Below are 13,792 nucleotides of genomic sequence, written 5' to 3' on the forward strand. Positions count from 1 at the left end.
GTGACCGATTTTGATGATGAGATGGTTGAGGCCGCTCTGGCAGCCAGTGGTTCCGTGGTGGACCAGCCGAGAATCGAGCGAGCCGTTCGCGAGATCCTTGCCGCAATCGGAGAGGATCCTGACAGAGACGGCCTGGTGGAAACGCCCAGACGGGTGGCTCGGGCCTACGCGGAATTCTTCGCCGGTCTCCAACAGGACCCGAAGGACGTCCTCTCCACCACCTTCGAACTGGACCACGAAGAGCTGGTCCTTGTTAAGGACATTCCGTTCTACTCCACGTGCGAGCATCACCTCGTCCCGTTTCACGGCACGGCCCATATCGGGTACATTCCCTCTGAGGACGGAAAAATCACTGGCCTGAGCAAGCTGGCGCGGCTGGTGGAGATTTTCGCACGGCGCCCACAGGTCCAGGAACGCCTTACTACGCAGATCGTGGATGCGCTGATGGACCACCTGCAACCCAAAGGCGCCATTGTGGTCATCGAATGCGAGCACATGTGCATGTCGATGCGCGGCATCCGCAAGCCGGGAGCGAAAACCGTCACCTCGGCAGTACGCGGACAGGTGCGGGAAGCCGCCACGCGCGCCGAGGCCATGAGCCTGATACTCGGAAGATAGGACACAGCAGCTTTATGGATTCACTCGCGGCAGCCCCAGGGACCGGACCGGCAACATCCCCTATTCCCGTCCTGCGGCCAACCCGGGTCCGCAAGTCTTTCGCAGATTTGCCTACCGACCGGGCGCTGGTGATGGGGATCCTGAACGTTACGCCGGACTCCTTTAGCGACGGCGGCAAGTTCGTCACGGCGGATGACGCCATCGCCGAGGGGCTCCGCATGCATTACGCGGGAGCTGACATCGTAGACGTCGGCGGCGAATCCACGCGTCCGAACGCCGACCGCATCACGGTGGAGGAGGAGCAGAAACGCATCCTTCCCGTTGTTGCCGCGCTGGTGAAAGCCGGCGCGCTGGTCAGCGTTGACACCATGCACGCCGCCACTGCGGCGAAGGCAATCGATGCCGGTGCCGCCATTGTGAATGACGTCTCGGGGCAGGACTTCGATCCCGAGATGCCGGAGCTGATCGCTGAACGCGGAGTGCACTACGTCCTCATGCACCAGCGCGGTAATCCCCAGACCATGGATTCACTCGCCAGCTACGACGACGTCGTTGAAGAGGTTATCTCGGAGCTCACCACCATCCGGGACAAGTTTTACGCGGCCGGAGTATCGCCGGAGCAGATCATCATCGATCCCGGAATCGGGTTCGCCAAGAAGGAAGACCACAACTGGGCGCTGCTGCGCTCACTGCAGCGCTTCGAGGTTCTAGGCCACCGTCTCCTGATCGGCGCTTCCCGCAAGAGGTTCCTTGGAACACTGCTTAGCTCGGCAGGGAAGGCCGCCGGTCCCAGCGAACGCGGACATGCCAGCGTCGCCGTCACCGCCCTCGCTGCTGCCCACGGCGCATGGTGCGTCCGCGTGCACGACGTCGCATCGAACCTGGATGCGGTCAAGGTCGCCGCAGCCTGGACCAGGTAGGCAGGTCATGTCACACACCCTCCCCGCGCGGCAGGACACAATCTCCCTGACAGGGATTACCGCCGTCGGGCACCACGGGGTTTTTGAACACGAACGACGCGATGGTCAGCCGTTCATAGTCGACGTTGTGCTGTATCTTGACCTGCGGCCGGCAGGGCAGAGCGATGACCTGAAGCAAACCGCCCATTACGGCGAGCTCGCCGAGCAGGTGATGGAACTCATCACGGGTGATCCGCTGAACCTGATCGAGGCGCTCGCGGAGCGCATCGCAGCGCATATTCTTGCGTCCTTCCCGGTGAATGCCGTCGAAGTGACCGTGCACAAGCCCAAGGCGCCCATCGAGGTTCCCTTCGGCGACGTCGCCGTCTCCATCTACCGGGCACGCACATGAGCCCGAGTGTGCGCGCTATCCTCGCGCTGGGCAGCAACCTCGGCGAAAGCCGGGATACGCTCTCCCTCGCTGTCGCCGACCTCGTTGACTCGCCCAACGTCCGGCTGCGCGAAGTATCTCCCATCGTGCAGACCAAGGCAGTCGGCGGCCCGGAGCAGCCGGACTACCTGAACATGGTGGTCGAAATTGAAACCGACCTCGGACCGTATGAGCTGCTTGAACATTGCCAGGCCGTCGAGAACAAGCATCACCGTATTCGCTCCGTCCGGTGGGGACCGCGCACGCTGGATATCGACATCATCACGTACGGTGACCTGGTGTTGGACGATGAAACGCTGACCCTTCCGCATCCACGCGCAGCTGAGCGCGCCTTTGTGCTGCAGCCCTGGGCCTGGATGGACGGGTCGGCAACTCTTGCCGGTCGTCCGGTCGCCGAGCTCGTCCAACAGGCGGAGGACCTCCCCGGGCTCGTGCCGTTCGAGGGGGTCTGAACGCAGCCGTGGCCTCGATCAGAATCGCCTGGCTTGTTCTTATCGGGCTGGTGTTCGGCGCCGCGGGATGGCTGATCAACTGGTGGGCCACCCGGAACGGTTTTCCCACGCCGTCGCTTCCGTTGAGCTCGCTGCTGACCATCGCGGTCGTCGTCGCCGTGACCCTTGTGTTCGGGCTCCGGGTGCGACGCTGGCGTGCCGGCAACCGAAAGCGGATCCTGGATCCCATACTCGCCGCGCGCACGGTCATCCTCGCGCAGGCAACCGCGTACGCCGGTGCACTGACCACCGGGTGGCACATCGGTGTCCTCGCCGACCAGCTGACGCTGATGGGGGTGCGCAGCAACGTCGGCCCGGTATGGGGTTCGCTGGCCGTGATCGCCGGTGGCGTAGTCATGATTGGAACCGGACTGATCGTGGAGAGTTTCTGCAAGCTTCCCCCCGACGACGAGGCCGGATCCAGATCATCGGGGGAGAGCGGCGAGGGGGAGTATGCGTAGGGAACCAATAGATCCGGCGGGCATCGAGTGGACCCGGGTCTCGTCGAAATACCTGTGGGTCCGACTCGCAGGGTGGGCGATCGGCAGCCTCATCTTCCTGGTTATTTTCTCGGTGCCGCTCGTCCTGATGTTGACCGGAGTGCTGCCGCGCTTCCCGTCACTGCTTGCCTGGGGGCTGCCCGCCGCCGTCGTTGTCTTGGCCGGGTGGCGTGGTCTCCTGCTGCCCCGGCAGGTGCGCGCTATCGGCTACGCGGAACGGAACGAGGACCTGCTGATCCGGCAAGGAATCTTCTTCCAGCGCACCATGGTGGTGCCCTATGGGCGCATGCAGTACGTGGACGTTGCCGTCGGCCCGGTCGAGCGCGCCCTGGGCCTGTGCACTCTCAAGCTGCACACCGCCTCTCCGGGCACGAATGCCGAAATTCCCGGCCTTCCTTCCAGCGAGGGAGCGCGTCTGCGTGAGCAGCTCTCGGCACGCGGTGAAGCGAAGCTGGCGGGGCTGTGACCGGCTCTGCCCCTGACCCGGAAGTACTGTCCGGTTCCCCGGATGAATGGAAGCGCGTCCACATCATCTCGCCGCTGGTCCGAGGCTGGATCGCGATTGCGGCACTGATTTTCTTTGGCGGACGCGACTGGTTCGAAGGATTCCTGGTAGGGGAGCCGAGGGGCTTCCGAGGAGAAGCGGTGGGCAGCCTGCCCATTGCGATCGCGCTCGCCGTGGGCGTTGTGCTGCTGATTGCGGCCGGGTTCTTCCTGTCCTGGTACTACACGCGCTACCAGGTGACCGAGGAACACGTGCGGGTGAACTCCGGCGTGATCTTCCGCCAGCACCGTCAGGCCCGGCTGGATCGGGTCCAGGCCATTGACGTAGTGCAGCCTTTCCTCGCCAGGGTCTTCGGCCTCGCGGAACTGAAGTTCGATGTGGCCGACGCCGGTGAATCGGCTGTGCGGCTTTCCTTCCTGAAGCTCGGCGAGGCCCAGCAACTGCGTGCCACAATTCTGGCGCGTGCGGCCGGCGTCGCCGTCGACCCCGAGCACCCGCAGGACATTCCCGAAGCGCCTGAACGTGAGGTGCTGGCTCTGACCCCTGCACGCGTCCTGGGCGCAGCCGCCCTGTCCGGCAACACGGTCACGGTTTTCATAAGTTTCATCGCTGTGGTGGTCTTCGCGATCGTCCTGGACACCGGGGTGCTGCTCGCCGGTTTCGTTCCCATCCTGATCGGTGTGATCGGCGGCTACTGGAACGTACTGAACACAGGCTTCAATTTCCGAGCGGCTATATCCCCGGACGGCATCCGGATCCGTTACGGCCTTCTGGACACGCGAACCCAGACAGTGCCGCCCGGACGGGTGCAGGCAGTCGGCGTGGTCCAGTCACCGTTGTGGCGCATGAAGGGTTGGTACAAGGTCACCGTCAACGTTGCCGGTTACGGCGCCTCCGCGAGCGGCGAGGCGCAGGCACGCGCCACCCTCCTTCCGGTAGGAACGCTCGACGAGGTGCTTCAGGTCATCGCGCTGGTTCTTCCCGATCCCGGAACCGATTCGCCGGTCGAGGTGTTCTCCGCCGGACTCGCCGGGCGTGATTCCGATGCCGGATTCATCACCACTCCACGACGGGCCCGGCTGATCGCACCGTTGGCCTGGCGGCGCAACGCAGTGGCGGTGACGCGCACTGCGCTGCTGGCGCGCTCCGGTGCGTGGTGGCGGCAGCTCGCCGTCGTACCTCACGAGCGCACCCAGTCTCTGGCCCTGCACCAGGGGCCGCTGGCGCGCAGATTCGGCGTTGCCGACCTCATTTTCCACACCACTCCCGGGCCGGTATCGCCCCGTGTCCGCCAGATCGACGACCAGGATGCCTGGCAGCTCTTCCACGATCAGGCAACGCGGGCGGCCGATGCTCGCCGGCGCAGCCGTCCCGAACAGTGGATGAGGCCTGTACAGGTGGAGGAGGCGGCTGGAGAGCCGGACGAGTTCCCTGAAACGCCCGTCATGCCCCCACCGCCGTCCTACCTGGAAGGTCCAGCCCATGAGCGTCCCTGAGTATCCGGCTCGTCGGACGGGAGCATCGCGCCGGAAGCCGGGGAGGCTGGGGGTCGGTGTAATCGGTGCCGGCAGGGTCGGCGCGGTACTTGGCGCTGCGCTGCGCGCAGCTGAACACGCCGTCGTCGGGGTCTCCGCCGTTTCTGAAGCAAGCAGGGAGCGGGCCGAGAACCTGCTGCCGGGTGTCCCGGTGCTTGAGATTCCGGAGATCATCGAGCGCGCGGAACTGGTCCTGCTGGCAGTGCCCGACGACGCCCTACCGGAGCTCGTCTCAGGCCTCGCCGCCGTGGGCGCATGGCAGCCCGGCCAGCTCGTGGCCCACACCTCGGGCCGGTTAGGCACAGCGGTGCTCGAGCCCGCGCGGAAGCTTGGCGCCATCCCGCTGGCGCTGCACCCCGCGATGACCTTCACGGGCATGAGCCTGGACCTCACCCGGCTGCCCGACTGTACTTTCGGTGTTACCGCCCCCTCCGCAGTCCTTCCCGTGGCGCAGGCGCTGGTGGTGGAGATGGGCGCGGAGCCGGTGGTCATCGAGGAGGAGGACCGGGTTCTGTATCACGCGGCGCTGGCGCACGCGTCGAATCATCTGGTCACCCTCGCAGCGCAGTCCACGCAGCTGCTGGCGGGCATCGGAGTGGAGCGCCCGGACCGGTTGCTGGGGCCGCTGATGCGTGCCTCACTGGAGAACGCTCTCGCTGCTGGTGAGGGTGCGTTGACCGGTCCTGTTGCGCGTGGTGACGCCGGGACGGTGGCAGCGCATGCGGCTGCGCTCGCCGATGCTCCGGAGGACATCCATCTCGCCTACACCCGGCTGGCTGCCGTCACTACCCGTCGCGCCGTGGAGCGGGGCGTACTCACCCCGGAACAGGCGCGGGTGATCGCTGACGCACTCGCGGTGCCCGGGAAGGAAGGAATTGAATGAGCCCACAGGTTCTCACGACCGTCGCTGAACTACGCGCCGCGACGATCCAGCTGCTGGACGCTGCTGGTCCCGGTCCAGCCAGTCTGGGGCTTGTTCCCACCATGGGCGCCCTGCACGAGGGCCACGCTGCGCTTGCCCGCGCGGCCCGGGAGGAGAACGACGTCGTTGTTGCCACTATCTTCGTGAACCCCCTCCAGTTCGGTGACCCTACCGACCTTGAGCGATACCCGAGGACGCTCGAGACCGACGTCGAGCTCCTCGGAGAGTGCGGTGTGGACCTGGTGTTCGCGCCGTCCCAGGATGAGGTGTACCCGGCTGGTGAGCCGCTGGTTCGGGTCTCGGCCGGGCGCCTCGGCGAAAGGTTCGAGGGTGAGTTCCGGCCGGGACACTTCGACGGCATGCTCACCGTCGTCGCCAAGCTGCTGCACCTCGCGTGGCCGGCCGCGGATGCAACCTACCGGGCTTACTTCGGGCAGAAGGACGCCCAACAGCTGGCCCTGATCCGCAGGATGGCCCGCGACCTCAACTTCGCGGCCGACATCCGGGCAGTGCCCACGGTCCGGTCGGCCGAAGGGCTCGCCCTCTCGAGCCGAAACCGCTTCCTGAGCGAGGAAGAGGCGGAGGCAGCCTTGGTCTTGTCCCGCGCGCTGCGCCTGTTGGCACGGCGTGCTTCCCGCTGTGAACCGTTGGACCTGGATTCCGCCGTCGGGTTGGTCCGAAGCCAGCCGCTGGTGAAGCTGGAGTACTTCGAGGTAGTGGATCCCGACACTTTGGAGTCGCTGGCCTTCAACTGCCGGGAGACTCCCTTCTCGGGAGAGGGCCTGGCCCTGATTGCCGCACGCGTGGGCAGCGTCAGGCTCATCGACAACCAGCCGCTGAAAGCAGTCCCGGCGGAAGCGCAGGGCTGAACCGGTAACCTTAGATACCGTGACCACTGAGCAGCAGATCCTCACCACCGAAGAATTCAACGAGCAGATGCGCATCCGAATGGAAAAGCGCGAGCGCCTGCTGGAGCGCGGTCACGAACCGTATCCGGTCAAGCCGGAGAGGACCGCCTCTCTGGGGGAAATCCGCGAACGCTTCACGCACCTGGAGGCGGGCGATTCCACCGGCGAGCACGTCAGCGTGGTGGGCCGGGTGGTCTTTCTCCGCAATACTGGAAAGCTCTGCTTCGCCACCCTTCAGGAGGGTGACGGGACGCGGCTGCAGGCCATGCTGAGCCTCGCGGCCGTGGGTGAGGAGTCACTGGCGGACTGGAAGGCAACCGTTGACCTCGGCGACCATGTGCAGGTCACCGGCGAGGTGATCAGTTCGCGCCGCGGTGAACTCTCCGTCATGGCTTCGGGGTGGGAGATGGCGTCAAAGGCGCTGCGTCCGTTGCCCACACTGCATGCCGGGGTCAATGAGGAGACCCGTGTCCGGCAGCGCTACGTTGACCTGCTGGTGCGTGAGGAAGCGCGGCAGATGGTCAGAACGCGGGCCATGATCACCCGCAGTATCCGCGAGACACTTCACTCCCGTGAGTACATCGAGGTGGAGACGCCCATCCTCCAGCTGGTCCACGGAGGCGCAGCGGCTAGACCCTTCGAGACCCATGTGAACGCGTTCGACCAGAAAATGACCCTCCGCATCGCGCTGGAGCTCTATCTGAAGCGTGCAGTTGTTGGCGGGATCGACCGGGTCTACGAAATTGGGCGGATATTCCGCAATGAGGGCGTCGATTCCACGCACAGCCCCGAATTCACCATGCTCGAGTGCTACGAAGCTTATGCCGACCAGTTCGTGATGGCTGAACGAATGAAGGAGATGATCCTGAATTGCGCAGACCTCCTCGGGTCCCGACAGATTGAAACCGGGGCCGGGACCATTGATCTGGACGGCGAATGGCACTGGCTCGGGGTTTACCCGGGACTCTCCGAAGCTGTAGGCCGTGAAATCACCCCGGAAACCGGCAAGGAAACGCTGCTGGAGATCGCCGGGGAACGGGAAATTTCAGTGGACCCCGCCTGGGACGAGGAAAAGCTGGTTCTGGAACTCTTCGGAGAAATTGTCGAGCCGACTTTGTTGCAGCCTACGTTCGTCTACGATTACCCGCCCTCCGCGCAGCCCCTGGCCCGCCAGCACCGGGATCAGCCACACCTGATCGAGGCGTGGGATCTCATCATCGGCGGTATGGAACGGGGCACGGCATTCTCCGAACTCATCGATCCGGTTATCCAGCGGGAGCGCCTCACCGAGCAGTCTCGGCGGGCAGCGGCCGGGGATGAGGAAGCCATGCAGCTGGACGAGGACTTCCTTCGCGCCCTCGAATACGGCGCCCCGCCAATGGGCGGGATCGGGTTGGGTATCGATCGCCTCGTCATGCTTTTTACCTCCGCCGGAATCCGCGAAACCATCCTTTTCCCCCTCTTGAAGCCGGAGCTTGGATAATTCATGGAGTATTTGGCTGTTCTCCTGCCTTCCCTTGCGGTTGGCGTCATCTTCTACTTCGTCATGAAGGCGATCTTCAACGCGGACCGCGCGGAGCGTGAAGCGGAATCTGCGGAACGAAGCAGCAGGGAGAATGCAATAACAAAACCGCCCCCGTCTCAGGAGGATGTACCGGGGGAGCAGTAAAGCCTTCAGGGCGACTTTTTCTCTTTGACGTTTGGCTTTAATACGGACGATAATTGTTGTGTAATACCTGTCCGGGCCGATTGAGGAGAATATCGTGGCGCAGAAAGTCAAAATCATTCTGATTGACGACCTCGATGGCGGCGAGGCAGATGAAACCGTGAGGTTCGGCCTCGACGGCACCCAGTATGAAATAGACCTCTCAACAGCGCACGCTGAGGAACTGCGGAGTGCTCTCTCAAGCTACGTCTCCGCGGCCCGGCGGGAGAGCCAGCCCAAACAGCGCCAGAATGCTCCTGGTGCGCGAAACCAGGAAGCGGCCCAGATCCGCGAATGGGCAAAGGCGAACGGGTACAACGTGTCCGCACGCGGCAGGGTCAATTCCGAAATCATCGAGGCATACCGGGCGGCCCAGCGCTAGTCCATCCGTGGCGGTCCGGACTCCCCGTCGCAACCGGGCTATCTCGCCTGTGGCGAACACGCCCCACAAGCCCTTCCTAGGCACGTAGCATCGAACTACGCGTTAGCTAGGAGTGTGCCTCATGTTTGAGAGATTTACGGATCGTGCCCGTCGAGTTGTAGTGCTGGCCCAAGAAGAGGCCCGCATGCTCAACCACAATTACATCGGCACCGAGCACATCCTGCTTGGGCTAATTCACGAGGGTGAGGGCGTCGCCGCAAAGGCGCTCGAATCACTGAGTATTTCCCTGGGCGCGGTGCGCGAGCAGGTGCAGGAGATAATCGGGCAGGGCCAGCAGGCCCCCTCCGGTCACATCCCCTTTACTCCGCGCGCCAAGAAGGTGCTTGAGCTCTCCCTGCGTGAGGCGCTCCAGCTCGGTCACAACTACATCGGCACCGAGCACATCCTGCTCGGCCTCATCCGTGAGGGTGAGGGTGTTGCCGCGCAGGTGCTGGTCAAGCTTGGCGCTGACCTGAACCGAGTCCGCCAGCAGGTCATCCAGCTGCTGTCCGGCTACCAGGGCAAAGAGCCCGTGGCGTCCGGCGGTCAGCAGCAGGAGGGCACTCCTGCCGGCTCTGTTGTCCTGGACCAGTTCGGCCGAAACCTCACCCAGGCTGCGCGCGAGGGCAAGCTGGACCCGGTCATCGGGCGCGAGCTTGAGATGGAACGCGTCATGCAGGTTCTCTCGCGCCGCACCAAGAACAACCCGGTGCTCATCGGTGAGCCCGGTGTCGGCAAGACCGCCGTCGTCGAGGGCCTGGCACAGGCGATCGTCCGCGGAGATGTCCCCGAGACCATCCGCGACAAGCAGCTCTACACGCTCGACCTCGGTTCGCTTGTTGCCGGTTCCCGCTACCGCGGTGACTTCGAAGAGCGACTGAAGAAGGTCCTGAAGGAAATTCGCACCCGCGGAGACATCATCCTGTTCATCGATGAGATCCACACCCTGGTTGGCGCCGGTGCAGCTGAAGGCGCTATCGACGCCGCATCCATCCTGAAGCCCATGCTCGCCCGCGGCGAGCTGCAGACCATCGGCGCCACCACGCTGGATGAGTACCGCAAGCACATCGAGAAGGACGCCGCACTTGAGCGCCGCTTCCAACCGATCCAGGTGCAGGAGCCTTCGGTGGCGCACGCCATCGAAATCCTGAAGGGGCTGCGGGACCGCTATGAGGCACACCACCGCGTCTCGATCACTGATGCCGCCCTCGCTTCCGCTGCGAATTTGGCTGAGCGTTACATTTCCGACCGGTTCCTGCCGGACAAGGCCATTGACCTCATCGACGAAGCCGGAGCGCGACTCCGCATTCGTCGCATGACGGCCCCGCCGGAGCTCAAGGAGATCGATGAGCGCATCGCTACCGTGAAGCGGGAGAAAGAATCCGCCATCGACGCCCAGGACTTCGAGGGGGCTGCCCGCCTGCGTGATCGGGAGCAGAAGCTCCACGATGAGCGCGTGGACAAGGAGCGCCGCTGGAAGTCAGGTGGCCTGGATGACATCGCCGAGGTTGACGAGGAACTGATCGCCGAGGTCCTGGCCAACTCCACCGGCATCCCCGTCTTCAAGCTCACCGAGGAAGAGTCCTCGCGCCTGCTCAAGATGGAAGATGAGCTGCACAAGCGGGTCATCGGCCAGGATGACGCCATCAAGGCGATCTCCCAGGCCATCCGCCGTACCCGCGCCGGCCTTAAGGATCCCAAGCGTCCCGGTGGCTCATTCATCTTCGCCGGCCCCACCGGCGTCGGTAAGACGGAGCTCGCCAAGGCACTGGCCGAATTCCTCTTTGGTGATGAAGACGCCCTGATCACCCTGGACATGTCGGAGTACTCGGAGAAGCACACGGTTTCCCGCCTCTTCGGCGCGCCCCCCGGGTATGTGGGTTATGAAGAGGGCGGCCAGCTTACCGAGAAGGTCCGCCGTCGCCCGTTCTCCGTTGTCCTGTTCGATGAGGTGGAGAAGGCACACGCTGATCTCTTCAACTCGTTGCTCCAGATCCTGGAAGACGGCCGCCTGACCGACAGCCAGGGCCGCGTGGTGGACTTCAAGAACACCGTGATCATCATGACCACCAACCTGGGTACCCGGGATATCTCGAAGGGCGTCATGACCGGCTTCCAGTCGGGCACTGACACCAACACGAGCTACAGCCGGATCAAGGCGAAGGTCACCGAAGAGCTCAAGCAGCACTTCCGCCCTGAGTTCCTGAACCGTGTCGATGACACCGTGGTGTTCCCGCAGTTGACCCAGGACGAAATCATCCAGATCGTCGATCTGTTCCTCGAGCGTCTCAGCAAGCGCATGGCGGACAAGGGCATGAGCATCGAGCTCACTCCCGCCGCCAAGGTGCTGCTCGCCACTCGTGGCTACGACCCGGCGATGGGCGCGCGGCCGCTGCGCCGGACCATCCAGCGCGAGATCGAGGACCAACTGTCCGAGAAGATCCTTTTCGGAGACATCAAGTCCGGCGAAATCGTCTCGGTCGACGTCGAGGGCGAGGGCGAGGAAGCTCGCTTCACCTTCGTGGGACGCGGCGCGCCCAAGGAGATCGAGGACGTGCCGCCGGCTATCGAGGCGGTCGTCCCCGAGTAGGTCTGAACATCATCAAGTGACCATGCCCGCACCGGATCGTCGGTGCGGGCATGATTGCTTTAAGGCCGGGGCTCGGAGTGCTTCAAGCCCCGGCCACGAACGACCGGGTTGTGAAGTGGCACACATCGGGTGGTAAAGATGGTTTATGACTTCCGCATCCGATTCGCACACCCCCGCGAACGCCGACTCTGCCTTCCATGACCTGGATCGTTTCGTTGCCCTGCCGCGCCTGCGCGGACTCTCGCTCAGCGCCGACGGCACACGGCTCGTTACCTCGGTGGCTACCCTCAATCCGAAACGCACGGCGTACGTCTCCGCCCTCTGGGAGCTCGACCCGACTGGCCGTCAACGCGCACGGCGCATCACCCGCAGCTCAAAGGGCGAATCGGGCGCCGCCTTCCTGCCAGGCGGCGAGCTGCTGTTCACCTCCACGCGGCCGGACCCGGAGAATTCAGATGAAGAGCCCGTCGCAGCGCTCTGGAAGATTCCTGCCGCAGGCGGCGAAGCTCGCGTCGTGCATTCCCGTGCGGGAGGAGTGCAATCGGTCACCGCTGCTGCGGAGGCGGACGCCGTCGTCGTGGTGGCGGAGGTCCTGGCGGGATCGACTGACGAATCGGATGATGAGGAACGCCGCAAGGCACGCAAGGAAGCAGGGGTCGCCGCGATCCTGCACACGGGCTATCCGGTCCGCCGCTGGGATGCCGATCTGGGCCCGGCAGAGCCCCGCTACTTCCTGGCCGAGAACGGTGAGCGGGGCGATGCCCAGCCGGTCACTGTCGACGACGAACCTCCCCTCACGCTCCGCAATGTCACCGGGGACATCGGAACGGGGCTGCGAGACGCCACTCCGCGCATCAGTCCGGACGGCACGTTCCTGCTCACCTCGCAGACCGTCTCCATCGGTGGAGGAGACCAGCGCTCGCTGCTCGTACGCATCGATGCTGCGACCGGGGAGCGCACCGTCATCCTCGATCATCCGGACTTCAATTACGACGCCGGCCCCATCAGTCCGGACAGCTCCACCGCCGTTGTTGTGGTGAGGCACAGGACCGGCCCGGATGCCCCGCCCAAGGTGGAGCTCGGTCTCCTTCCCGCGGCCGGCGAACGGCTCACGCCGCTGGCGTCCGACTGGGACCGCTGGCCCAATCCCGCGGCGTGGCTGCCCGATGGAAGCACACTGGTGGTTACGGCCGACGAGGACGGCGCCTCCCCGGTCTTCACCATCGACGTCGCTACAGGTCAGGTCAGGCGGGTGACGGCGGATGCGGCGTCCTACACCGACGTCGTTGTCTCACCGGACGGGGCCACCGCCTACGCGCTGCGCAGCTCCTACGAGTTCCCGCCGGAGCCGGTGCGGATTGAACTGGCCACAGGAACCGTTTCAGCACTTCCCGCCCCGAGTGAGCGCCCGGCCCTTCCCGGAACGCTTGAGCGGGTCGAGACCACAGGGGCCGACGGGCACCCGGTGAAGTCCTACCTCGTACTGCCGGAAGGCGCCAGTGACTCCAATCCGGCGCCGTTGCTGCTCTGGATCCACGGCGGGCCGCTGGGCTCCTGGAACGCGTGGACGTGGCGCTGGTCGCCGTGGCTGCTGGCGGCGAAGGGATACGCGGTCCTGCTGCCGGATCCGGCCCTTTCCACGGGATACGGCCAGGTAATGATCGACCGTGGATGGGGTGCGTGGGGAGACGCGCCCTACACGGATCTGATGGCGGCAACGGACGCAGTTGTTGCCCGCGCGGACATTGACGAGAACCGGACGGCGGCGATGGGCGGTTCCTTCGGCGGCTACATGGCCAACTGGGTGGCCGGGCACACCGACCGCTTCAAGGCGATCGTCACCCATGCCAGCCTGTGGGCGCTGGACCAGTTCGGGCCCACCACTGATGCCTCGTTCTACTGGGAGAAGGAGATGACGCCCGAGATGGCGCTCGCCAACTCACCGCACGCCCACGTTGAGAAAATCACCACCCCGATGCTCGTCATCCACGGCGACAAGGACTACCGCGTGCCGATCGGCGAAGGCCTGCGGCTCTGGTACGAGCTCCTATCCCGGTCCCAGCTGCCCGCGGGGCCTGACGGGGAAACCGAACACCGGTTCCTCTACTTCCCGGATGAGAACCACTGGATCCTCAAGCCGCAGCACGCGAAGATCTGGTACTCCGTCGTCGAGCACTTTCTGGCCCGTCACGTACTGGGCGAGAAGGTGGATCTGCCGGCTGAGCTGGGACTGTAGAAGCCTCCGGT

At 64.6% G+C, this 13,792-nt stretch carries 14 protein-coding genes; all 14 read left to right on the forward strand.

The features are described 5' to 3' along the window. The 14 genes from folE (at nt 1) to AC5RTB_RS10565 (ending at nt 13,781) form a co-directional block, all read left to right on the forward strand. Entirely contained in the window at nt 1–618 is a 618-nt protein-coding gene (gene folE, locus AC5RTB_RS10500) for a GTP cyclohydrolase I FolE (protein ID WP_494061010.1), read from the forward strand. A gap of 14 nt (nt 619–632) precedes the next feature. Beyond that, nucleotides 633–1,538 carry a dihydropteroate synthase gene (folP, locus tag AC5RTB_RS10505; protein ID WP_494061011.1) on the forward strand — a complete coding sequence of 302 codons (906 nt, stop codon included), beginning with the start codon at nt 633–635 and terminating at the stop codon, nt 1,536–1,538. 7 nt (nt 1,539–1,545) lie between these two features. Next, entirely contained in the window at nt 1,546–1,929 is a 384-nt protein-coding gene (folB, locus tag AC5RTB_RS10510) for a dihydroneopterin aldolase (RefSeq protein WP_494061012.1), read from the forward strand. After that, nucleotides 1,926–2,420 (forward strand): 2-amino-4-hydroxy-6-hydroxymethyldihydropteridine diphosphokinase, encoded by a 495-nt coding sequence (folK, locus tag AC5RTB_RS10515; RefSeq protein ID WP_494061013.1) that lies wholly within the window; start codon nt 1,926–1,928, stop codon nt 2,418–2,420. The genes folB and folK overlap by 4 nt, the downstream gene beginning before the upstream one ends. 8 nt (nt 2,421–2,428) lie before the next feature. Further along, nucleotides 2,429–2,920 carry a DUF3180 domain-containing protein gene (locus AC5RTB_RS10520; protein ID WP_494061014.1) on the forward strand — a complete coding sequence of 164 codons (492 nt, stop codon included), beginning with the start codon at nt 2,429–2,431 and terminating at the stop codon, nt 2,918–2,920. Continuing rightward, the gene (locus AC5RTB_RS10525; protein WP_494061015.1) at nt 2,913–3,425 is read left to right on the forward strand and encodes a PH domain-containing protein; all 513 of its coding nucleotides are present in this window, start codon (nt 2,913–2,915) and stop codon (nt 3,423–3,425) included. Before AC5RTB_RS10520 ends, AC5RTB_RS10525 begins: the two co-directional genes overlap by 8 nt. Beyond that, nucleotides 3,422–4,960, forward strand: coding sequence for a PH domain-containing protein (locus AC5RTB_RS10530; RefSeq protein WP_494061016.1), 1,539 nt, complete (start codon nt 3,422–3,424; stop codon nt 4,958–4,960). Before AC5RTB_RS10525 ends, AC5RTB_RS10530 begins: the two co-directional genes overlap by 4 nt. Continuing rightward, nucleotides 4,947–5,882, forward strand: coding sequence for a Rossmann-like and DUF2520 domain-containing protein (locus tag AC5RTB_RS10535; RefSeq protein WP_494061017.1), 936 nt, complete (start codon nt 4,947–4,949; stop codon nt 5,880–5,882). The genes AC5RTB_RS10530 and AC5RTB_RS10535 overlap by 14 nt, the downstream gene beginning before the upstream one ends. Beyond that, a complete protein-coding gene (gene panC, locus AC5RTB_RS10540; RefSeq protein ID WP_494061018.1) occupies nt 5,879–6,790 on the forward strand; it encodes a pantoate--beta-alanine ligase in 912 nt (303 codons plus the stop codon). The genes AC5RTB_RS10535 and panC overlap by 4 nt, the downstream gene beginning before the upstream one ends. Before the next feature lie 67 nt (nt 6,791–6,857). Beyond that, a complete protein-coding gene (lysS, locus tag AC5RTB_RS10545; protein ID WP_494061183.1) occupies nt 6,858–8,312 on the forward strand; it encodes a lysine--tRNA ligase in 1,455 nt (484 codons plus the stop codon). A gap of 3 nt (nt 8,313–8,315) precedes the next feature. Beyond that, entirely contained in the window at nt 8,316–8,498 is a 183-nt protein-coding gene (locus AC5RTB_RS10550; protein WP_494061019.1) for a hypothetical protein, read from the forward strand. Between the two features lie 94 nt (nt 8,499–8,592). Further along, the gene (locus tag AC5RTB_RS10555; protein ID WP_494061020.1) at nt 8,593–8,916 is read left to right on the forward strand and encodes a histone-like nucleoid-structuring protein Lsr2; all 324 of its coding nucleotides are present in this window, start codon (nt 8,593–8,595) and stop codon (nt 8,914–8,916) included. Nucleotides 8,917–9,037: 121 nt separating this feature from the next. After that, nucleotides 9,038–11,545 carry an ATP-dependent Clp protease ATP-binding subunit gene (locus AC5RTB_RS10560; protein ID WP_494061021.1) on the forward strand — a complete coding sequence of 836 codons (2,508 nt, stop codon included), beginning with the start codon at nt 9,038–9,040 and terminating at the stop codon, nt 11,543–11,545. Between the two features lie 145 nt (nt 11,546–11,690). Beyond that, nucleotides 11,691–13,781: a S9 family peptidase gene (locus tag AC5RTB_RS10565; RefSeq protein ID WP_494061022.1), complete on the forward strand. Its 2,091-nt coding sequence runs from the start codon at nt 11,691–11,693 to the stop codon at nt 13,779–13,781. The last annotated feature ends 11 nt before the right edge of the window (nt 13,782–13,792 follow it).

It is taken from the genome of Arthrobacter sp. M71 S08 (assembly GCF_059089725.1).